This is a genomic window from Williamsia muralis, assembly GCF_051487485.1.
Classification (GTDB): Bacteria; Actinomycetota; Actinomycetes; order Mycobacteriales; family Mycobacteriaceae; genus Williamsia; species Williamsia muralis_B.
Map to the genome: position 1 here is coordinate 274896 of NZ_JAHVCV010000001.1, position 20054 is coordinate 294949.

Annotated in this window: 20 protein-coding genes; 9 read left to right on the top strand and 11 right to left on the bottom strand. The window is 62.6% G+C overall.

Features of this window, described 5'->3' with window-relative positions:
* The first annotated feature begins 4 nt into the window (after window positions 1-4).
* Both KXR83_RS01380 and KXR83_RS01385 read left to right on the top strand, forming a co-directional pair.
* A complete protein-coding gene (locus KXR83_RS01380; protein ID WP_437423253.1) occupies window positions 5-1381 on the top strand; it encodes a DUF2252 domain-containing protein in 1377 nt (458 codons plus the stop codon).
* A 93-nt stretch (window positions 1382-1474) separates the two neighbouring features.
* Window positions 1475-2338 carry a hypothetical protein gene (locus KXR83_RS01385; protein WP_437423254.1) on the top strand — a complete coding sequence of 288 codons (864 nt, stop codon included), beginning with the start codon at window positions 1475-1477 and terminating at the stop codon, window positions 2336-2338.
* A 20-nt stretch (window positions 2339-2358) separates the two neighbouring features.
* Here the strand turns inward: KXR83_RS01385 and KXR83_RS01390 are convergent, their stop codons facing one another.
* Window positions 2359-2766 (bottom strand): VOC family protein, encoded by a 408-nt coding sequence (locus tag KXR83_RS01390; RefSeq protein ID WP_437423255.1) that lies wholly within the window; start codon window positions 2764-2766, stop codon window positions 2359-2361.
* A 135-nt stretch (window positions 2767-2901) separates the two neighbouring features.
* Between KXR83_RS01390 and KXR83_RS01395 the strand changes: the two genes are divergently transcribed.
* From KXR83_RS01395 to KXR83_RS01405, 3 genes are all read left to right on the top strand, one after another.
* Window positions 2902-3450, top strand: a complete 549-nt coding sequence (locus KXR83_RS01395; RefSeq protein ID WP_437423256.1) for a TetR/AcrR family transcriptional regulator — start codon at window positions 2902-2904, stop codon at window positions 3448-3450.
* Window positions 3451-3576: 126 nt separating this feature from the next.
* On the top strand, window positions 3577-5163 hold the full coding sequence (locus KXR83_RS01400) for a GMC oxidoreductase (protein WP_437423257.1): 1587 nt from the start codon (window positions 3577-3579) through the stop codon (window positions 5161-5163).
* Between the two features lie 50 nt (window positions 5164-5213).
* Window positions 5214-6542 (top strand): lipase family protein, encoded by a 1329-nt coding sequence (locus tag KXR83_RS01405; RefSeq protein WP_437423258.1) that lies wholly within the window; start codon window positions 5214-5216, stop codon window positions 6540-6542.
* A gap of 23 nt (window positions 6543-6565) precedes the next feature.
* Here the strand turns inward: KXR83_RS01405 and KXR83_RS01410 are convergent, their stop codons facing one another.
* Window positions 6566-6994, bottom strand: coding sequence for a (R)-mandelonitrile lyase (locus tag KXR83_RS01410; RefSeq protein WP_437423259.1), 429 nt, complete (start codon window positions 6992-6994; stop codon window positions 6566-6568).
* A 33-nt stretch (window positions 6995-7027) separates the two neighbouring features.
* Entirely contained in the window at window positions 7028-7906 is an 879-nt protein-coding gene (locus KXR83_RS01415) for a helix-turn-helix transcriptional regulator (RefSeq protein ID WP_437423260.1), read from the bottom strand.
* A 131-nt stretch (window positions 7907-8037) separates the two neighbouring features.
* On the opposite strand from KXR83_RS01415, the gene KXR83_RS01420 reads away from it, so the two are divergent.
* Both KXR83_RS01420 and KXR83_RS01425 read left to right on the top strand, forming a co-directional pair.
* On the top strand, window positions 8038-9057 hold the full coding sequence (locus KXR83_RS01420; protein WP_437423261.1) for a zinc-dependent alcohol dehydrogenase family protein: 1020 nt from the start codon (window positions 8038-8040) through the stop codon (window positions 9055-9057).
* Between the two features lie 24 nt (window positions 9058-9081).
* Window positions 9082-9849 carry a glucose 1-dehydrogenase gene (locus KXR83_RS01425; RefSeq protein ID WP_437423262.1) on the top strand — a complete coding sequence of 256 codons (768 nt, stop codon included), beginning with the start codon at window positions 9082-9084 and terminating at the stop codon, window positions 9847-9849.
* Between the two features lie 173 nt (window positions 9850-10022).
* On the opposite strand, the gene KXR83_RS01430 is transcribed toward KXR83_RS01425, so the two are convergent.
* The 7 genes from KXR83_RS01430 to KXR83_RS01460 form a co-directional block, all read right to left on the bottom strand.
* Complete coding sequence (locus KXR83_RS01430; protein ID WP_437423263.1) at window positions 10023-11132, bottom strand: SDR family NAD(P)-dependent oxidoreductase; 1110 nt, start codon at window positions 11130-11132, stop codon at window positions 10023-10025.
* Window positions 11133-11190: 58 nt separating this feature from the next.
* The gene (locus KXR83_RS01435; RefSeq protein ID WP_437423264.1) at window positions 11191-11751 is read right to left on the bottom strand and encodes a hypothetical protein; all 561 of its coding nucleotides are present in this window, start codon (window positions 11749-11751) and stop codon (window positions 11191-11193) included.
* A 1-nt stretch (window position 11752) separates the two neighbouring features.
* Complete coding sequence (locus tag KXR83_RS01440) at window positions 11753-12595, bottom strand: FAD-binding oxidoreductase (protein WP_437423265.1); 843 nt, start codon at window positions 12593-12595, stop codon at window positions 11753-11755.
* Between the two features lie 96 nt (window positions 12596-12691).
* Complete coding sequence (locus KXR83_RS01445) at window positions 12692-13198, bottom strand: flavin reductase family protein (protein WP_437423266.1); 507 nt, start codon at window positions 13196-13198, stop codon at window positions 12692-12694.
* A complete protein-coding gene (locus KXR83_RS01450) occupies window positions 13195-14055 on the bottom strand; it encodes a fumarylacetoacetate hydrolase family protein (RefSeq protein WP_437423267.1) in 861 nt (286 codons plus the stop codon). The genes KXR83_RS01445 and KXR83_RS01450 overlap by 4 nt, the downstream gene beginning before the upstream one ends.
* Window positions 14052-14984, bottom strand: coding sequence for a 4-hydroxy-tetrahydrodipicolinate synthase (gene dapA / locus KXR83_RS01455; protein ID WP_437423268.1), 933 nt, complete (start codon window positions 14982-14984; stop codon window positions 14052-14054). The genes KXR83_RS01450 and dapA overlap by 4 nt, the downstream gene beginning before the upstream one ends.
* Window positions 14981-15961: an ornithine cyclodeaminase family protein gene (locus tag KXR83_RS01460; RefSeq protein ID WP_437423269.1), complete on the bottom strand. Its 981-nt coding sequence runs from the start codon at window positions 15959-15961 to the stop codon at window positions 14981-14983. Before KXR83_RS01460 ends, dapA begins: the two co-directional genes overlap by 4 nt.
* Before the next feature lie 142 nt (window positions 15962-16103).
* Here KXR83_RS01460 and KXR83_RS01465 point away from each other — a divergent pair, with 142 nt between their 5' ends.
* Entirely contained in the window at window positions 16104-17030 is a 927-nt protein-coding gene (locus KXR83_RS01465) for a LysR family transcriptional regulator (RefSeq protein ID WP_437423270.1), read from the top strand.
* A gap of 1 nt (window position 17031) precedes the next feature.
* On the opposite strand, the gene KXR83_RS01470 is transcribed toward KXR83_RS01465, so the two are convergent.
* Window positions 17032-18177 (bottom strand): LLM class flavin-dependent oxidoreductase, encoded by a 1146-nt coding sequence (locus KXR83_RS01470; RefSeq protein ID WP_437423271.1) that lies wholly within the window; start codon window positions 18175-18177, stop codon window positions 17032-17034.
* A 257-nt stretch (window positions 18178-18434) separates the two neighbouring features.
* Here KXR83_RS01470 and KXR83_RS01475 point away from each other — a divergent pair, with 257 nt between their 5' ends.
* A complete protein-coding gene (locus KXR83_RS01475) occupies window positions 18435-20042 on the top strand; it encodes an AMP-binding protein (RefSeq protein WP_437423272.1) in 1608 nt (535 codons plus the stop codon).
* Window positions 20043-20054 lie beyond the last annotated feature (12 nt).

The window sequence follows — 20054 nt, forward strand, 5'->3', positions numbered from 1 at the left end:
CGGCATGGCCAAACAGACGATCGACCTGCGCCGGTTCGTGCGCGCAGACGATGTCCTCGAGCAGGGACGTCGATTGCGCGACAACCTTGCACCCGGTGCACACGCCCACCGCGCCGCAGCCACGGATCGACCCAGCGTGCTCGAGTACATCGCTGCGAGCAACGAAGGCCGGATGCCCGAGCTCATTCCGCTGCGCATCGGGAGGATGACCGCGTCCCCGTTCTCCTTCTTCCGCGGTGCAGCCGGTTTGATGGCGGCCGACCTGGCCGGAACACCCGACAGCGGGCTGGCCGTGCAGTTGTGCGGCGATGCGCATGCCGCCAATTTCGGGTTGTACGGAACCCCCGACGGCAAGATCGTGATGGATATCAACGACTTCGACGAGACCATCCCGGGCCCATGGGAGTGGGACCTCAAGCGCCTTTCGGCGAGTTTGGTGCTCGCGGGCCGGCAGGGCGGGGTCTCGGAATCCGGCTGTCGCGAAGCCGCGGAGGACGCCGTGAAGTCGTATCGCAAAACGATGAAGAAGCTCGCCGACGCGCCTTTTCTGCGGTCGTGGTCAGTGATCCCTGACGTCTCGGTTCTGGATCAGGTCAAAGCCGACTCTCTGCTGGACAGCTTCGAGGCTGCCGCAGACAAGGCGATGAAGAACACGAGCGAGAAGGTGGTGGCCAAGTGGACGCAACAGGTCGATGACCCTGCCACCGGTATCCAGCGGCACCGGTTCGTCGCCGATCCGCCGAACCTCACCCGGGTGGACACCGCCACCGCCGATGCGGTCATCGACGGCCTGACGGACTACGTCGACACGCTGCGGGAGTCGCGACGGAACCTGATCGCTCGATTCGCGGTGTCCGATGTGGCTTTCCGAATAGTCGGCACCGGCAGCGTGGGCCTTCGGAACTACGTGGCCTTGCTGCACGGTAATCGCTCGGAAGACCTTGTGATGCAGGTGAAACAGGCAAAGCCATCGGCGTTGGCCGCCTACGTTGCAGCCGACACTCCCCGGCACGAGGGCCGGCGCATAGTCAACGGCGCACGGATGGTTCAGGCCGAGACCGATATCCTGCTCGGCTGGACGACAATCGGTGGGATCCCGTTCATCGTCCGACAGTTCCGAAACCTCAAAGGCGACATCGACCCCACCACCCTCAAGGGCAGTCTGCTCGACGACTACGGGCGTTTGGCGGGCGGACTGCTGGCGCGAGCTCACTCGCGGTCGGTCGACCCGCGCCTGCTGGCCGGCTACTTCGGCGGTGGCAAGGTGATCGACAAGGACATCGCGGCATTCGCGGTGAACTACGCCGATCAGACCGAACGCGACCACGGTGAACTGGTCGCCGCTGTCGCTGCGGGAACGATTGAGGCACAGCTCGGCTAACACCACGCGTATTACTTGACACCGCACCTACATACGGGCTTTGGTCAGAACAGTGTGCAAAATCGACCAGCCGCACCGACGTAGGAGCAGGCCATGACCGAGTACCCACCGCGCGAGAACGAACCCCATGTCCCCCTCGGGAAGGGTTCGGGACAGCCAGAGCCACCCGCCGGGCAGTATCCCCCACCCGGCGGCCAGAACTATCCGCCACCAGGCCAGGGCTTTTCGCCTCAAGGCGGCTTCCCGCCACCACCACCTCCGGTGGATCAATACTCCACTCAGGGTGGCTACCCCGGGACTGCCGGCTTCGGTCCACCGCAGCTATCGGTCGGCTCAGCTCTGAGCTACGGATGGTCCAAATACAAGGCAAATGCCGGTGCCTGGATCGCCATCTGTCTGTTGTCCCTGGTGGCCAGCTGGTTTGTCCAGTTCGCATTCACCGGCTTCGATTTCCAGAATGAGTTGTCCGGGGGCGGGGCCGCCCTCAGCGTGATCGGGACCGTGCTGTCGTTCATCGTCAGCACGCTGTTCCGTGCCGCGTTCACCAACGGCGCTCTGGCCGAGCTGGACGGTAACCGGCCGTCGATCGGCGCGTTCTTCAACTTCCGCAATCTCAGCGCGGTCTTCATCATCGCGGTTCTGGTGGGCGTAGCGACCGTCGTCGGATTCATCCTGTTGATCATCCCCGGCCTGATCGTCCTCTATTTGACTTGGTACGCACTGACTTTCGCGATCGATCGCAATCAGGACGCCTTCACCGCGATCAAGTCGAGCTTTGACCTGACGTCGAAGAACATCGGGTCACTGCTCCTGTTGGCGCTGGCCTGTTTCGGGCTCAACGTCCTCGGCGCGATCCTGTGCTTGGTCGGCCTGCTGGTGACCATCCCGGCCACGCTCATCGCAAGCACCTACGCATACCGCGTGCTCACCGGCGGTCCGGTGTCACCAGTCATCTGAGCGCACCCGGAGCCCACTGATCAGGTCGGATGACCTTGTAGCTCAGTGGGTTCCGGGTCCTCGGCGGGTTCGGGTCGCTGGCCCACATGGATCAGGTTGCCGTCGGGGTCGGTGACGTCCGCGACCCGCTCGCCCCAGGGCATATCGGTGGGCGGACTGACAACCGCGGCACCTGCAGACACCAGCGCGTCGAATCCGTCTTCACAGCTCTCTGCGTACAGCCACAGCGCTCCCCGACTGGGTGTCTCCGGCGCCGATGGATCTGATCCGATTCCGAACGACGATTTCCCGATCTGCAGACTCGCATAGCCCGCGGGCCCTTCTTCCGGAAACCGGTAGACGAGTTGGGCATCGCATGCCTGTTGATAGAACGCGACGAGGCGATCGAGATCTCGGCTGGACAGGATGGGGAACAGCTCGGTGAACACGATTGAAGCCTCCTTGCAGCCCTGACATCGGTGTTGTCGCCCAGACTAGCCGCGTATCCGTTTGCTTCTGAGCCTGTTTCGATTCCGGGAGCCGGGTCCGACAGATTTGTGCAGCGTGGGGCGATAATGTCGGGCATGCGGTCGCGGCACAAGATCCTCGAAGCCACTCGTGCGCTCATCGCCGAGCAGGGGTTCGACGGCGTCAACATCGCTGCTGCAGCACACGCCGCAGGGGTGTCACGCCAGACGGTCTACTCCATCTTCGGGTCCCGCGAGGAACTGGTGTCGTCGGCAATCGCCGACCTCACCGTCCACGTGATGGGAGACATCCACGCCCGGGTGGACACCATCGACACCTCGATCGCATACGTTGTCGAACTCATCGTGGCCGGACGATCTGCGGTACGCGCTGACCCTGTACTCGCTCTGCTGCTACGAGCACAGCAGGGCAACCCTGTGTTCGACACCGGCATGATGTCGCGAGCGAAACCGGTTGCCCGCGAGTTTCTCTCGCCACTGGCAGCGCGAGATCCCCACGTCGCGGAAAACCTCGACAACATCGTCGAGATCGCCCTGCGCCTCGGCTTGTCGGTGGTGCTGTTCGACAGCGACGCCGTCCACTCCGACGATGATCTACGCCAGTTCCTCACCCTGTGGCTTCGTCCTGCGTTGGAGCCCACTTGATGGCCCGAGTGTAATTCTTGACACATTGGCCAGTGACTGTCTAGTTTTGACCACGCCTGCAGAACGGTCACCACATGCGTCGGCCAGGGCATTCGGGGTTTGTCCAGCTCGTGATTCGGGGGATCTATGTCCGCGTTCGACCGCCGTTCGTTTCTGACCGGTGCTGCCGTGGTCGGTGCCGCCATCGCGAGTCCGGCCATCGCCCACGGAAATCCCACGCCGCGAAAGCGCACCCCGGTGGTCCGTGAAGACCATCGGGCGATCGTCATCGGCTCGGGATTCGGTGGCGGTGTCGCCGCACTGCGCCTGGCCGAAGCGGGTGTGCCGGTGACGGTGCTCGAACGCGGAAGGCGCTGGGCGACAGGTCCGAACTCGGAGACATTCCCCAGAGCCACCACGCCCGACAAGCGCATCCTGTGGTACCGGTCTGCCCCCCAACTATTCGGCAAGCCCGCCGTGTTCGAGCCCTACGTCGGACTGCTCGAGGCGGTCCCCGGCGAGAACATGACCGCGCTGTGTGCGGCCGGGGTCGGCGGCGGGTCACTGGTCTATCAGGGCATGACGCTGCAACCCGACGAATCGGTGTTCAACACACACTTCCCCCAGGAGCTCGACTGGGCGACCATGAATCGGGTCCACTACCCGCGTGTCGCCAGGATGCTCCGGCTCGCGGAAGCACCTGACGAGCTGATCGGCACCCCGAACTACCGGGCCGCGCGGGTGTTCGCCCAAAGCGTTCGCGAAGCGGGCCTGCCGGTGTCGAAGATCCCGATGCCGATCGACTGGAACTTCGCCCTCGACGAGTTGCGCGGGAAGATGAAACCCTCGTACACCAACGGCGATGGCGCACTCGGTGTGAACAACGGCGGAAAACACTCGGTCGACGTCACCTATATCGCTGCGGCCGAAGCGACCGGGCGGGTGGCCGTGCACACGCAGCACCACGTCACCGATGTCGAGCGGACACCCGAAGGCCGTTGGCGCGTCTATGTCGACCGGATCGATTCAGCCGGAAACGTTCTCGAGAACAAGATCTTGACCACCAACGCACTCGTGATGGCTGCCGGCAGTATGAACACCTCCAAGTTGCTGATGCGCGCCGCGGCAAAGGGACAGATACCCGACATGCCCGACGACCTCGGCGGCAACTGGGGCAGCAACGCCGACCGCATCTACGTGTGGACCAATTTGGAGACCGAGTTCGGTGCGCCGCAGGGTGGGCCGGTCATCTACGGCAGCAAGAACTGGTCCGACCCGGACGCCGCGCACACCGTGATCCAGGCGTCGGTGCCGCCGCTGTCCTTCGATGCCCGCAGCACGATGATGGTGGGTTACGGGGTGAGCACCGGACGCGGCCGCTTCCACTACGACTCCGACCGTGACGACGCGATCCTGCGGTGGCCCACCGACAGTGACGCAGAGATCCAGAACCGCCATATCGGCCCCACTGTGCGCAAGATCGCGGGACCGGGCGGCATCCTCACCGACACCAACGAGTTCTTCCCTTCCACCTGGCATCCGCTCGGTGGAGCCAGCATGGGCTCGGTGTGCGACCTCGAGGGTCGCGTGCACGGGCAACGCGGTCTCTACGTTCTCGACGGCGCGCTGATGCCCGGCAACTCGGCGGCCTGCAACCCGTCGATGACCATCGCGGCCGTAGCCGAACGGGCACTCGATCATCTCGTCACCACCGATGTCGGTACGGTCATCTGAGTCCACGATCACCAGCGGTCGGCGAATCCCTTTCATAGTCAGGAATCACGTTGCTACACACTCTTTTCACGCGCAGCGGGGCCACCAGGCGAGTTCGCTTCGCGCTACTGGCGCTGAGTGTCTCGGTGGTGACGGCTGCCGCCGTGGGCGCTGCTCCGTCGGCGTCGGCTACCCCGTCCTCGGACTTCTACAGCACGCCCGCCGAGTACCCGACCACTCCGGGTTCGGTGATCCGAACCGAATCGATGCCCCTGCTGGTGTCGATCCCGAGTGTGAACGGCCCGTGGCCGGGTTCAGCAAGCCGCGTCCTCTACACCTCGCGCCTGGAGAACGGTGAGCCGACGCCGGTCAGCGGCACCTTCATCGACTCGACCCAGCCGTGGCAAGGCGAGGGAGAGCGGCCGACCGTCATCATCGGCCCGGGCACCATGGGTCAAGGCGATCAATGCGCACCGTCGCGAGCATTCGCCACCGGGTTGATTGCACAAACCGACCCTCTTTCCTTGTCCGCGAATCAAGAAGCGTTGTCAGCGGCACGCTGGAACGCCCTGGGCGCAAGGGTGTTCGTCACCGACTACGTGGGGCTGGGCACTCCGGGCATCCACACGTACGTCAACCGCATCGAGGAAGCCCACGCGATGATCGATGCAGCTCGAGCGGCAAACACACTCAGCGGTACCGGCTCTCGCACGCCGATAGCTTTCTGGGGCTACTCCCAAGGTGGTGGGGCATCAGCGGCCGCGGCCGAACTGCAGCCGACCGACGCCCCTGAGCTCAACCTCAAGGGCACCTGGTCAGGCGCGCCCCCTGCGGATCTCCTCGACGTTCTGGCGAAGGTCGACGGCAATCTGATCGGCGGAGTCATCGGCTACGCAATCAATGGCTTCGTCGCGCGTCATCCCGCACTCAAGGAGCCTCTCGCCGAGCGCACAACTCCTGCAGGACAAGCGATGCTGGATCGGCTGGGAACCGAGTGCATCGGTGATGTGATCTTCCAGCAACCGTTCTTGCACACCAGCTCGCTCACCAAGGACGGTAAGTCTCTACTCGAGAACCTCGACACCATTCCCGAAGCAGCGCCCATCTTCGAGCAACAACGTATCGGCACGCTGACACCGGCGAGTCCGGTGTTCGTGACCAGCGGCATCAATGACGACACCATCCCGTACGAGCAGGCGCGGCAGCTCGCAGGCGAGTGGTGCGAGAAGGGCGCCGACGTCACGTTCCGCACCAACCAGCTGCCGCCCATCACCCCGGGGTTGGTGTTGCCCAACCACTTCGGGCCCGACCTCATCGACGGTCTCGGAACGGGTGGCGCCGTCGACTACCTGATGGATCGGTTTGCGAACAAGCCCGTCACCGGTTGCACCTTCAACTGACCAGGCCCTTTGCGAGACATTCGTCAGCGTGAGCCAGGCAGGTCCCCGGTGGCCGGTTCCTGGTTGTATTCCTCGTCTGTGACGGGTGCGAGCCACTGGACGGCGTCGTACTCTTCGCTGCTCTCGTTGATGGCGAGGTGGACCATCAGGCGGGTCGGCGCGGCACCGTGCCAATGCTCTTCATCGGCCTCGAAGAGGACCCGGTCACCTGGTCTGATGATCTCGACTGGTCCACCTCGGCGCTGGCACAGCCCGATTCCCTCGGTGACGAACACGGTCTGACTCAAAGGGTGACGGTGCCAATGTGTTCGCGCCCCAGGCATGAAATGCACCAGGTTGGCCGACACCCGCGATGGTGCCGGCGCAGCGGCCACGGCATCGATGTAGACATCGCCGGTGAACCAGTCGTTGGGCCCCTTGGTGGTCGAAACCGAACTGCGGACTATCTGCATGTGAACTCCCGAATCAATTGATCGACAATGTTTTTACGTCTGCGACGACTTGGCCTGATTGTGCTCGGCAGCCCACGATCCGAGTAGCCGAAGCCGCTCCGCACTGGGCGAACCGGGTTCAGCCGTGTACACCATCAACACCGAACCCGGATCGGCGGTGATGACCAGTTCTTCGTACGCCAGGCTGATGTCTCCGACCACCGGGTGGTTGAATCGTTTGGTGCCCGACCCGTGTGTTCGCACATCGTGGGCGCCCCACAGCGTCCGGAAAACATCACTGCGGGTGGATAATTCGCCGACCAGATCCTGCAAACCCTTGTCGTACGGGTCGCGTCCGGCTTCGGCACGCATGATGGAGACACACATCTGAGCGAACAACTCCCAGTCAGGATAGAAGTCGTGTGCGGCCGGGTCGAGGAACTGGAACCGGGCCAGGTTCGGGGTGCGCCCGCCGTCACCGATCAGCGGCGAGTAGAAGGCGCGCCCGAGTTCGTTGGTGGCCACCAGGTCTTGATGCTGATTGCGGACGAACGCCACTCCCTCGGTGATCGAATCGAGCGCCCACTGCAAGCTCAACCGCGGCATCGCAGGCTTGCTGCCACGCCGGCGGGGGCGGCCTGAAGTCGGGATACCGTCAGCAGCTCGGGCCAGGTCGAACAAATGCGCTCGTTCGGTGTCGTCGAGGAGCAGCGCCCGGGCGATGGCGTCGAGCACAGATGCCGAGGCCCCCGCGATGGTTCCACGCTCGAGGCGGGCGTAATACTCCACACTCACCCCGGCCAACATGGCCACCTCACTGCGGCGAAGGCCCGCCACCCGGCGGTTCTGCCCGGTAGGCAACCCTGCCTCCTCTGGTGTCACCTTCGCCCGTCGCGACATCAGGAACTCACGTACCTCGTCCCGGTTGTTCATGAAACTCAGGGTAGGCGCGGCCGCGTCGTCCAGGGGTTCCCTGTCAGTACACCTCTTGTCAGTGACTCCCCCGCCGCACGTATCCACGGTTATGTGGTGGACACATACCCGCTTCACCGAAGGAGACACCAGTGCGTGGAGTCATTCTCGCCTCGCCCCGCGACGTCCAGATCGTCGACCGCCCCGACCCTGTCATCGTCGAGCCGACGGATGCGATCATCCGCCTCGCCGCATCATGCGTCTGTGGTTCAGACCTGTGGCCATACCGCGGCGATGACCCCGCCGACCAGATACCCATGGGTCACGAGTACGTCGGTACCGTCACCGCCATCGGGGATGCCGTCACGACCGTCGATGTGGGCGACTTCGTCGTCGGGTCGTTCTTCGCCTCGGACAACACCTGCGAGATCTGCCAGGCCGGCTACCAATCGAGGTGCGTACACGCCCAGATCATGGGTGAGATCGGCACCCAGGCCGAGTACGCCCGTATCCCCCTGGCGGACGGCACATTGGTGGCAACTCCCGGGCAGCCCGGCCCCGACCTCATCCCGTCACTCCTGGCCGCCTCCGACGTGCTCGGCACCGGATGGTTCGCCGCCGTCGCGGCCGAGGCTGGCCCTGGCAAGACCGTTGCCGTGGTCGGCGACGGTGCGGTGGGGCTCCTCGGTGTCCTGGCCGCGAAACAACTTGGTGCAGAACGCATCATCGCCATGAGCCGTCACACCGACCGCCAGGCCCTGGCGCGGGAGTTCGGCGCCACCGACATCGTCGAGGAACGCGGCGACGACGGTGTCGCCAAGATCAAGGAACTCACCGGTGGGCTCGGAGCACATTCTGTCATCGAGGCCGTCGGCACCCAGGAGTCGATGATGCAGGCCATCCGCTCGACCCGGCCCGGCGGACACGTCGGTTACGTCGGCGTCTCCCACGACGTCGATCTACCCGGACTCGAACTGTTCTTCTCGGGCGTCCACCTTCACGGCGGCCCTGCACCGGTGCGACGCTTCCTCCCCGAACTGATCGATCTCATCTGGAATCGAACCATCGACCCCGGCAGGGTCTTCGACCTCACCCTGCCGCTCGAACAAGCCGCTGACGCCTACCGGGCAATGGACGAACGCCGCGCCACCAAAGTTCTTCTCACGCTCTGATCCACCCACATCGATTGGAAATCCATGACTCACGATGAATTTGCCGGAAAGGTCGCTTTCGTCACCGGTGCAGCCGGCGGAATAGGCCGCGCCACCGCAATCGCGTTCGCTGCAGCGGGTGCCGACGTGGCAGTAACCGACATCAATCTGGACGAGCTCGCCCGTACCGTCGAGTTGATCGAGCAGCACGGCGTCCGAGCGCTGGGTACGGGTTGTGACGTCACCAACGGCGACGGGATCGAATCCGCACTCGCCAAGACGATCGACTCGTTCGGGCGTCTGGACATCGCGTTCAACAACGCCGGGGTCGAACAGCCGGTGGCGCCACTGGTCGACATCCCCGAACACGACTGGGACCGCCTTGTCGCGACCAACCTCAAGAGCGTGTTCCTCTGCATGAAACACCAGATACCGCACCTGCTTTCCAATGGCGGCGGGTCGATCGTCAACACGTCCTCAGGCGCCGGCGTCATCGGCATCCGCGGCCAAAGTGCTTACACCGCTGTCAAACACGGGGTGATCGGGATGACGAAGTCGGCAGCGCTGGACTACGCGGCCCAAGGGATCCGCATTAACGCGATCTGTCCCGGCATCATCGAGACGCCCATGATGGACCGCTTCTCCGGCGGCACTCCCGAAGGCCGCGCACGCGTGATCGCGCAGGAACCGGTGGGACGGATGGGCCGTCCGGAGGAAGTCGCCTCCGCAGTGTTGTGGCTGAGCTCGGATCTGGGCGCGTTCACCACCGGCCACGCCCTTGTCATCGATGGAGGACAGACTGTCGGTTTGTGACGGGTGGCCGCGACCTGCACACCGGTGGGCAGACCTTCGGCCCTGGTACCGAAACCCATTGAGAACGCGGCTATCCCGGTGATACTTCGGAAAAGGCGTCGAGCCCTCAGGTAATGAACGTTCGACCTATCGGCGTGGTCGACGATCCGGACGGCCGGCGCCGAGTCTTGACATCAGCGCGGCGGCGCCATTGGCTCCGAGCTTCGTACATCAAGGCGCGTCGCGGTAATCGAACTCTTACCCACGCCTCGAAGAAATTCCAGGAATGCTCTTCCGTGCGCGGATTCCCCGTGAGCGGCGGCTGCTTCGGCTGAGCGCCACTCTTCGAACAGGGTGAACACGCCCGGGCTATCGAGGCCGCACGTCCACTTATATCGGACGTTGCCTTCTTCTCGGACTGTTTGCTCCGTGAGTTCGCGAAGCGCCTGGACGAGCTGGTCGTGTTTGTCGCCGTCTACGACAAGCTCTGCGGTGACGACTATCGAGGAGCCACCGGTCTCGTCGGCCGTTTGCCGACCTGTGAGGTGGTCCACGTCCGCGTGCAGACGTGCTTCCACCTCCAGCGTCGACGACACGAGAAACAAGTCGCGCTCAAGACCATCCACAAGTGCCGCTGCGACCGACTCAGGTGAGTCCATCGTGGATGTGTCAATGTCCAGGGCTTTTGTGTCAGTGTCCATCCCGATGAGAGAGATGTTCGACGCGTGAGAGGTCGCCGTCGCATCGGGGCATAACAGCGTGACACCGACACCAGCCGGACGAAGGTACTCGCGTAGCGCTCGTGAATAGCCCACGAGCGCGGCCTTGCTCATCACGTAGGGGGCTGCCATGGGAACTTGTTCAGGAAACAAGCCGAGGCTCGACGAGGTGACGACCAGGTGTCCCGCTGATCTCGCGATCATTGCCGGCGCAAACTCGGCGAATGCCCTCACCGGTGACAGACAATTGAATTCGAGGAGAGACAACCATTGACTGGTCGGGATGTGTTCCAGAATGCCGGCCATCGGGCGGCCGGCATGACACCACACCATGTCGACCGTCCCAAAGGACTCGAGCGCTGCCCTGTGTGCCGCGCCCAGATCGTCTTCTGATGATGCGTCGCATTTGATTCCGACTGCTTGACCCCCACGCCTTCGGATCATCTCTGCGCACTGCAATGCAGAACTCTCAGAAATATCACCAATGACGACTTTGCAGCCTTGCGCCGCCAGCTGTACCGCTCCGGCGGCTCCGATGCCGTTGCCACCGCCGATTATCACGACGACTTTATTGCTCAAGTCCACCGCTGTTCTCCTGGCCGACAGACGCTCGCGCTGCAGCCCTCAGTGCTTGAAGGCCCTATCATGAGCTGCCCCAGCCGTTGACGTTCTGGAAGCCGCCCGGACCCGCCAAGTAGTCGACGAACAAGTCCGTTGAGTCCCACACTCGCCGGACCGTTTGTAACCGGTCCCACGCCGAGTCGGTGAGACACCGAACAGCCCTATGTTCTTGATCGCTATCGCCCCAATATTGGCCGACAGTGAAGGGCTCGAGGGGAGCCATCGCATCGAGTGTCCATTGCCGATAGAAATCGTCGTCAGCAGCGTTGTTGTAGATGATGTAAGCGCCGACCATCAGGTCGGTCTTGAGAGACTGTGCCATGTCGGGCCCCTCGTGCGACAAAGCATATTGAAAAAAGGTGTACCCAGCTTCGCCTACCGGGCGTTCTCGAACGAGCGTCTGCGAGGCCCGTGCTATCTCGGCATAATCTCCGTCTACCCACGCCGACTCCACTCGGTAGCGCCGATTCGGCGGATGAACAGAATCAACGAAGGCATATTCTGCATCGAGGGTGGTCAACGTGGGCGGTTCCACCAACAGAGCTTTCTCGACCAGCGGGTTGTCCGCGAAAGGCTCCAGCATTTTAGCCCCCTCCTCCGCCGGTGTCGGAAAAGGCCACCCCTGAAACTCCGAAAACAAAACCCCCGGAGTGGCCTGGTAGCTCGAACTCCGGCTGTATCGACATTGCCAGCACGTCAATATCTTTGTGCATGTTCTTCTGCGCAGCGCTCAGCCACTCCAGTATCTCCGCATAGTGCTCGACTGGATAGAACTGGCGGGTGTACATGAGGGCGTGCGGAATTGCGCGTGTGTGAATGTGAAGGCGAGTGATGATTCCCGGAAAACCTGGTCCGCATCCACGGGCCGCCCAGAACAGGTCCGAATTCTGCAACTCATCGGCGCGTACGAGTTCGCCGTCAGCGGTCACCACGTCGACAGCGACAAGTCGTTCGACAGCCCACCCCCAGCCCCTGAAGTTCCACCCGATTCCGCCTTGCAACAGGAAACCCGCAACCCCGACTGTAGGGCAGCGCCCACCTGCAAACATTCTCCCGTGCGGCTTAAGGTATTCGTTGAGCTCGGCGCCGCCCTGCACGGAAGGTGTCACAGAGGCAACCTGAGTCTCGGCGTCGTAACCGATCTCCTTGAAGTCTGCGAAGTCGATCAAGAGCGCGTCATCTCGCACACCCCAAACCGGGAAGCTGTGTGCGCCCGCCCTGACCCCGACCTGCCAACCGCGGTTCTTCGCAAGGCGAAGTCCTGAGATGACGTCGTCTTCTGAACGAGGAAACAAAATTGCGGCCGGGTAACGGTCAGGGCGGCGAGTACTGAACACTCTCGCCATCCGGGCAGCTTCATAACCGTCGTCACCCTTTTCGACATATCGTCCTTCGAATTCCGATACTAGTAATCGTTCCATGCTCATCTGTTTGACTTTCTTGTGAGGCGACACACTTCGTGCACCGCATGGGCGAACAGGCACCGGCGATGTCCTACCCCGTCTCGGCGCCCGTTCGAGTCCTCACGACCCTGTCGGGAATGGCACATGCGTGCCGAACCGGCGTTGGTGGTAGGTGAGGGGTTCGGAGTGTTGGAGGTCTGCGCCGACGACGTTGCCTGAAATGATGAGGTGGTCGCCTCCATCGGCGAGTCCGGCGACATCGCACGCTATCCACCCAGGACTGGTGTCGATGCGCGGTACGCCGTGAGTCGGCGTCCACCTGACGCCGTCGAATTTGCCTGGGCCCTTCCTCGCGAATTGCATTGCCAGATCAGCATTTCTACTTCCGAGTACGTTGACGCCGAATCGCCCCGAAACTTTCAAGGCACGAAGGGTGTCGGATCCGCGGTTGAGGGCCACCATCACCATCGGGGGCTCCATCGACAGAGAACAAAAGGCGCTGACCGTGGAACCGAACGGAGTGTGGTCCACGCAGGACGTAACTATCGCAACCGGGGTGCACACGTCTGCCATGACGTCACGCAAGGATGCGGCGAGGTCTCCCCGTTGCCGGATGTCGATTGTCATTGCAACACCTTGTCTTCGTCGGAAACCTCGTTGTTCAGTTCGACCAGTCCCGGAATGCGGATGGAGAGCTTGTCGCCCGCAGCGAGATATCGCGGCGGTTCGTGCCTGTGGCCGATACCCGAGGGAGTACCCGTCGCAATCACGTCGCCCGGCAGCAATTCGGTGAAAGCGCTCACGTATTCGATGATGGCGCCCACGTCGAAGATGAGGTCGGACAGTCGGCCATGCTGCATCTGCTCACCATTGAGTTCGGTGATGACTTCCAGAGCGGCCGGATCTGGCACCTCGTCGCGCGTGACTATCCACGGTCCCCACGACCCCGTTGCGTCGAAGTTCTTGCCTGCGGTGGCTTGTTTCGTGTGCAATTGCCATTCCCGAACGCTGTTCTCGCCCATCGGTGCATACCCGGCGACGTGATCGATTGCCTTGTCAGCGCGGATGTGGCGCCCACCGGTACCGATGATCACCGCGATCTCGCCTTCCCAGTCGAGCGTGTCGGACACGTGCGGACGGATCAACGGCTGATTGTGACCTACAAAGGTCGACGGGAATCGGGTGAACAGTGTCGGATGTTCGGTGACCTCGGAGAGCACCTCGGCAGCGTGTGTCGCGTAATTCAGTCCGACACAGAGGATCCGGTCCGGACGGGGAATCGGGGGGAGCCATTGAGAGCCAGTCAGGTCGATGGTGAGATACTCCCCGAGGTCGAGGCCGGCGATCTCGGCCGAGTCGAGCAAGCTGAGCAGGCCCGCCAATCCGCCAGGCCCGGCCAGCCGGGAGATATCGTGTATGACGATCCCGTCAATGCTCGCGACCGTGACCTGGCGCCCGTCGCGGGCAATGGTGCCCAGTCTCATGTGATCTCCCTTTCAAGCGTCATCAGAGCGTCTGCGCCAGTGAGTAATTGGCTGATCTTGCTGACACCCTCAGTTGTTGTCTCAACAAGAGGTGGCCGAACATGTGCTGAGCTGATCCGGCCCTCTCTCTCGAGAACCCACTTCGCGGTGGTCGGGTTGGTCTCCACGAAGAGCAAGTCCACCAACGGATGGAGTGCGTAGTGGATACGTCGCGCCTCGTCATGGTCGCCGGCCATCCAACACTCGTACATCCGCGCGGACGCCCTCGGCGCTATGTTCGCGGTGGCGCTGATGTAGCCGATCCCTCCGAGTGCCAACAAAGGCAGACAGAGCAATTCGATGCCCGACCAGACGAGTAGACCGTCGTCCGCGGCGTCGATCACGCGTGAGAAGTGTTCGAAGTCTTTGGTGGTTTCCTTGATGCCGACGATGTTGGCGACGTCCCTGTGCAGACGAGCAACTGTATGCGGTGAGAGCTCCACGGCAGTGCGCGACGGAACGTTGTACAAGATGATCGGTAGGTCGGGGAACTCGTTTGCGATTCGCGAATACCACTCGTAGAGCGCCTGTTGGGTCGGCCGTGCGTAATACGGTGTGATCACGAGTGCCGCGTCAGCGCCCGCGCGGTGTGCGGCAGCTGTCAGTGCCAGCGTCTCATCAAGCTTGGCCGATCCGGTGCCGGCGATGAACGGCACCCGATCGTCGATGGCGTCGGCCACCACCTCGATGGCGTGGATCCGTTCATCCACCGTCTGCGAGCTCGGCTCGCCGGTGGAGCCACCGATGGATAGTCCGTGGCTGCCTGCGTTGATCTGCCAGTCCACGAGCCTCTGCAGGCTTGGGGCGTCGAGTGCTCCCTCGTCGGTGAACGGGGTGATCAGTGGCGCAATGGAACCGGTCAAGCGGGCAGGGTTGGCGCGGTACTTCATGAGAGTGCCTCCGCGCGTGAGGCGATGACCGTCCGCCAGACAAGACACGCGATTGCCAAGTCGGTGAGCCCGGAGCCGACGCCCTTGAAGACGGTCAGCCGAGTATCGGGGGGACGTGTGACGCCACGATCGATGGCTTCGCCCAACGTCATCACGCCTGTGAGGTCAGTCCCGAAGTACTCGCGCAGTTCTCGTGACGCACGACGCGCGTTCTCCAGGTCGTCAACAACGGTGAGACCACTCAGTGGGAGCACGGTCGGGAGAAGTTCAGCAGCGGTGGGGAGGATCGCGCCGATTGCGTTGAGGTGAGCGCCGTCTTCAAGCCACGCACCGTCCACGAAGGGTTCGTTTGATCGGGTCACCGTGGTGATGATCGACGCCCCACGCACCGCTTGTTCGGCGTTGTCGGCTACCTCGACCGCAACGCCGAGTACGTCATTGACCTGTTGTGCGAACGCTTCTCGGCTGTGTACTGAAGGGCTCCATACGCGGACCACTTCAAGTCGCCGAACGCCGAGTACCGCGCGCACCTGTTGAAGTGCTTGACGGCCGCTTCCCAGGACGGCCATGACAGCAGCATCGGGGGCAGCCAAGATGTCAGTCGCTGCTGCAGCAGTTCCCGCAGTGCGCAGCATGCCCAGCGCCCCGGCGCTCATCACCGCGAGCGGACGACCATCGGTGGAATCGAACAGAGACAAGAGCGCGGATGCACCTCGCGGGGTGTTGACCCAGTTCTTGAACGCGACGACGCGCTGCTGCATGTCGACTGCGCCGAGTGAGTGGGCCGTGCTCGACCTGTCCCACTGAGACATCGTCTTGGCAATCCCATGGGCCGTTCCGCGGTGCGCCGACAGCAGAACCTCGCGAATTGAGGCGATCGCTGCGTGTTGGTCCACGGCTGCTGTGACCTCGTCGTCGGTGAGAATCGAGATAGAGCCCACTGTGCTGCGGTCCGCGGCGTCGGTGGGTGTTGGCATTGCGCACCTCTTGTACGTTGACCGCCCACTAGGGCGGGATTGGCGATTCATGTGACTTGACTTACAGTGATCCAGGCACCGGTATAAATCAATTAGCAAGATCTGCATGCAGCCATACCCAATTGCTTATGAGGTGAGGTACGTGGACAGCCAACTATCGATGAGGCGACTGGAGATATTCCGTCTCGTTGTCGACGAACGAAGCGTCACCCGCGCGGCAGAGATATTGATGATCGCCCAACCTGCGGTGTCGGCCCAGCTGCGCGCCCTCGAGTCCTGGGTCGGTGCCAAGCTGTTCGTGCGTCGCGGAAACAGGCTGGTGTTGACCGAAGCCGGCGAAAGAACCAACCAGTGGGCCAAAGAGGTCCTGGCCAGTGCGGCTCAGGTGCGCAGAGATGTGGGCGATCTCGCGTCCGGTGAAACGGGGCGCGTACTTGTTGCGTCCAGTATGGCCGTGGGCACCTACCTGCTTCCCCCGATTGTCGCCAGGCTCGGTAAGCAACGACCGCTCGCGGAGATCACCGTGTCGATCTCGCGCCCCGAAGAAGTGGTGCACGGAGTGGAGACGGGCGAGTTCGACTTCGCCGTCCTCAACTGGGATGAGCGTGAGCTGTCGGAGTCAACACAGTCGGAAATACTTGCTACGTATTCGCTTTCAGTGTTCGCAACCGAGCAACTGGTCCCACCGGGCACGATCTTGACCGTCGACGAGGCGTTGAGTCTGCCGCTTGTCGGTGCACCGAAAGACGTCGTATACCAGCGAAACCTGGTTGCCCAGTTGCGAGCCGCCGGTCATCGAGAGCCGCATTTTGTCATCCGGCTCGGCCACGCCGAGGCGATGAAAAGTGCTGCGATCGCGAATGACTGGGCTTTGATTGCGCCGCCGTACACGGTCGGTGCGGGCGATCACCTGCTACGCGCGTTGCAGGTTCCGGACTTCGATTTGGAAGAGCGGATCGTCTTGGTCCACCGCCGCGACAAGCACTTCTCTGCGCTGCAACAAGCCGCTCTGGATGCCATTCGACTCACGCTCGGGAATGAACCAGTCGCGCCTGAAACCGATCGCTGAGTCACCAGGAGTGGTTCCGCTCTTCCGGCGGTGACCAGATCCCCGCTTCCCTCAGGATGTCGAGTACCGGGCTGAACGATTTGAGCTCGTCGGGGCTCCATAGTGGAAAGTTGATCAGGAGGTTGGTCGCTCCCGTGGTCGACTTGAGCGAGATGAGTTGCTCGGCAACAGTTTCTGGAGTTCCGACGAACTTGAGCATCGAACCCGCGCCACCAAACGCTTTGGTGGCCTCTTCGGGGCCCATCTTCTCGTACATTGCCCGCGAGGATTCGATGGAGCCGAGGACATCCGCCGCGATCTCGGCCGTCGCCTCCACGTTGAGACTCTTGAGCAGTCCCTCGAACACTTCTTCCGCTTCACCGTTGCCGTCGCGGATGAGCGCCATCGAGAACGGGCACAATCCGACCGACCGTTGTGTGTCTGCACTGAGCCCGGTCAGTCGCTCCCCGATCTGCGCAACCAATTCGGGTGTGTTGCCCATGGCAACCAACTGATCGCAGTACTGCGACGCGAAGGCTGTGCCGGCAGGGGACGCACCCGCGCTGACCAGAAGTGGGCGTGGCTTCTGCGCCGGTCGCGGCAGCTTGATTCGTCCGGTCGCCTTGTAATACTCGCCCTGGAAATCGATCGGTTCGTGCTCGCTCCAGAGCGAGGTCACCACCTCGACGAACTCCCCGGCCATACGGTAACGCTCGTCGTGTTCGATGAAGTCTTCACCGAACAAGGCTGCCTCTGCGGCGCTGAACCCGGTGACCACGTTCCAGCCCCATCGTCCGTCGCTGAACGCGTCCAGGGTGGCGCCCATCCGTGCGACATGCGCCGGCTTGTGATGCGTGGTGTGGAACGTGGAGACCACGCCGATGTGCTCGGTGGCAGCGAACAATGCCATGGCCAGCAGCGGTGCGTGATATGCCGGCGCCTGATGGCCACCGGCCTCGGCGGCCCGCTGGTGCCCGGACCAATTGTCCGCGATGAACAATGAATCGAAGCCGACGCCCTCCGCAGCCTGAGCCAACGCCAGGAGGTTCTTCTTGTTCATGTCCGGTCGCGTGCGCGCCGCCTCGTCCGAGTACAGAAAGTTCGTCTTGCCAGACGGAAAGAAGTAGCCGAAGTGCAGTTCGGAGGTGTCGGGGGGCTGAAGCTTCATAGCGACCTTCCAGATCATTCGGAATCTATGCGGCACTGGATAAGTGACACTGATCACGTTAGAGCGTCGCTGAAATAAGACAACATCGAGTTTGTCGATAGGCGCATCACAGATGACTTATGAGGGCGGCCGGACTACATAACGGAAAACTGATTGCGTGATCGCAATAGTCATCTTGGCATTATTCCGATGAGGGAACCTACCGTGACGCAGGACACCACAGAACACACTCCTGCACGCTCACGTGAAAGATGACCATGACAGAAGTCGAGACAATTCCCGAAAACACGCAGGGGCCGGCCGTCTTTGGCAGTCCGCACGCCGATGTCGTCATACCCGACCTCTCGTTGACCGAGTTCCTCCTCGGTGAGCTGACGGATGAAGACCGCGGCCGGATAGCAGTCGTCGACCGATCCGGCCCAGCGCTGACGTATGGCGAACTGGAGTCCGCGATCGGACAGACCGGTGCTCGATTGTCACGAGACGTTGACACCGGTGATGTAGTCGCTTTGATGGGACCCAACTCATCTGATTGGGTGACAGCATTTCTCGCCGCACTCAGCATCGGAGCCGCGGTCACCACGATCAATGTGTTGGCGACCGTAGGCGAGGTCGTCAAACAGCTGCGTGATTCGCGGGCAACACTTTTCGTCGTCGCGGAATCGTGTGAAGGCGTCGCTCACTCTGCGGCCTCCGAGTCGGGCATGCCGGAGTCAGACGTCCGGCTGCTGCCAGATGTGGTCGCATCAGCGGAGTCCGCGACGCCTGCAGAAGAGCCCGCGCGTCCGATCGTGGATCCGACAACACAATTGGCTGTTCTCCCCTACTCATCCGGGACCACTGGCGCAGCAAAGGGCGTCATGCTCACCCACCGAAATCTGGTGGCGAATGTATGCCAGCTCGATGGCCTACTGGGCATTGACGAGCAAGCCTCCGTGGTCGCGTTGTTGCCGTTTTCACATGTCTACGGCATGACGGTAGTTCTTCACCTCGCGCTCAGGCGCCGCGCCAAAATTGTCATCGTCCCCCGGTTCGAGGTCGAGGATCTGCTCTCCACGATGGAGCGAGAACGCGCAACACACCTATTCGTCGCCCCACCGGTGGTCGTGACCTTGGTGAAGTCGGCCGCAGTAGAGCGCTACGACCTCTCTGCGCTGACACTTCTCGTCTCCGGAGCCGCGCCCTTGGATGCGGGGCTGGCACAGGCCGTCGCCGACCGACTCTCGTGCCAGGTGCGCCAGGCGTACGGGATGAGCGAGATGAGTCCGGTCAGCCATGTTGCACCGCTGTCCGGGCCGTCGGTGGCACCAAATTCGGTCGGTTTCACCGTTCCCAATATGACCTGCAAGATCGTCGACCCAGTGGGTGGCGAGGCGATCTCCATGCCCCACAGCGGAACCAGTGCCCCTGGAGAACTGTGCTGTGCTGGACCGAACGTCATGGCTGGATACCTCGGAAATGCCGAAGCGACCGCCGACGCGATCGATGCCGACGGTTTCCTGCACACCGGCGATCTGGCGACCGTCGACGCGGCAGGGACCGTCACGGTGGTGGACCGGCTCAAAGAACTCATCAAGTACAAGGGCTACCAGGTGGCACCGGCAGAGCTGGAAGGCCTTCTCCTAGATCACCCTGATGTCGCCGACGCAGCTGTGGTCGGTGTGCCCCTCGGCGAGGGTGGCGACGAGGCCCCTCGCGCCTACGTCGTTCGCCGATCCGGCTCCACCGTGGACGCACCCCACATCATCGATTACGTCGCGTCGCGAGTCTCTCCGTACAAGAAGGTGCGTGAGGTCGTATTCCTCGATCAAATTCCAAAATCCGCTTCCGGCAAGATCCTTCGTCGCCTGCTTCGAGACCGATGACCCCGAGCATTG

What these genes read in the sequence shown, in the direction of transcription:
- KXR83_RS01380 (WP_437423253.1), top strand. Translation starts at nt 5, where the DNA reads ATGGCCAAACAGACGATCGACCTGCGCCGGTTCGTGCGCGCAGACGAT.
- KXR83_RS01385 (WP_437423254.1), top strand. Translation starts at nt 1,475, where the DNA reads ATGACCGAGTACCCACCGCGCGAGAACGAACCCCATGTCCCCCTCGGG.
- KXR83_RS01395 (WP_437423256.1), top strand. Translation starts at nt 2,902, where the DNA reads ATGCGGTCGCGGCACAAGATCCTCGAAGCCACTCGTGCGCTCATCGCC.
- KXR83_RS01400 (WP_437423257.1), top strand. Translation starts at nt 3,577, where the DNA reads ATGTCCGCGTTCGACCGCCGTTCGTTTCTGACCGGTGCTGCCGTGGTC.
- KXR83_RS01410 (WP_437423259.1), bottom strand. Translation starts at nt 6,994, where the DNA reads ATGCAGATAGTCCGCAGTTCGGTTTCGACCACCAAGGGGCCCAACGAC.
- KXR83_RS01415 (WP_437423260.1), bottom strand. Translation starts at nt 7,906, where the DNA reads ATGAACAACCGGGACGAGGTACGTGAGTTCCTGATGTCGCGACGGGCG.
- KXR83_RS01425 (WP_437423262.1), top strand. Translation starts at nt 9,082, where the DNA reads ATGACTCACGATGAATTTGCCGGAAAGGTCGCTTTCGTCACCGGTGCA.
- KXR83_RS01435 (WP_437423264.1), bottom strand. Translation starts at nt 11,751, where the DNA reads ATGCTGGAGCCTTTCGCGGACAACCCGCTGGTCGAGAAAGCTCTGTTG.
- KXR83_RS01440 (WP_437423265.1), bottom strand. Translation starts at nt 12,595, where the DNA reads ATGAGCATGGAACGATTACTAGTATCGGAATTCGAAGGACGATATGTC.
- KXR83_RS01445 (WP_437423266.1), bottom strand. Translation starts at nt 13,198, where the DNA reads ATGACAATCGACATCCGGCAACGGGGAGACCTCGCCGCATCCTTGCGT.
- KXR83_RS01450 (WP_437423267.1), bottom strand. Translation starts at nt 14,055, where the DNA reads ATGAGACTGGGCACCATTGCCCGCGACGGGCGCCAGGTCACGGTCGCG.
- dapA (WP_437423268.1), bottom strand. Translation starts at nt 14,984, where the DNA reads ATGAAGTACCGCGCCAACCCTGCCCGCTTGACCGGTTCCATTGCGCCA.
- KXR83_RS01460 (WP_437423269.1), bottom strand. Translation starts at nt 15,961, where the DNA reads ATGCCAACACCCACCGACGCCGCGGACCGCAGCACAGTGGGCTCTATC.
- KXR83_RS01470 (WP_437423271.1), bottom strand. Translation starts at nt 18,177, where the DNA reads ATGAAGCTTCAGCCCCCCGACACCTCCGAACTGCACTTCGGCTACTTC.
- KXR83_RS01475 (WP_437423272.1), top strand. Translation starts at nt 18,435, where the DNA reads ATGACAGAAGTCGAGACAATTCCCGAAAACACGCAGGGGCCGGCCGTC.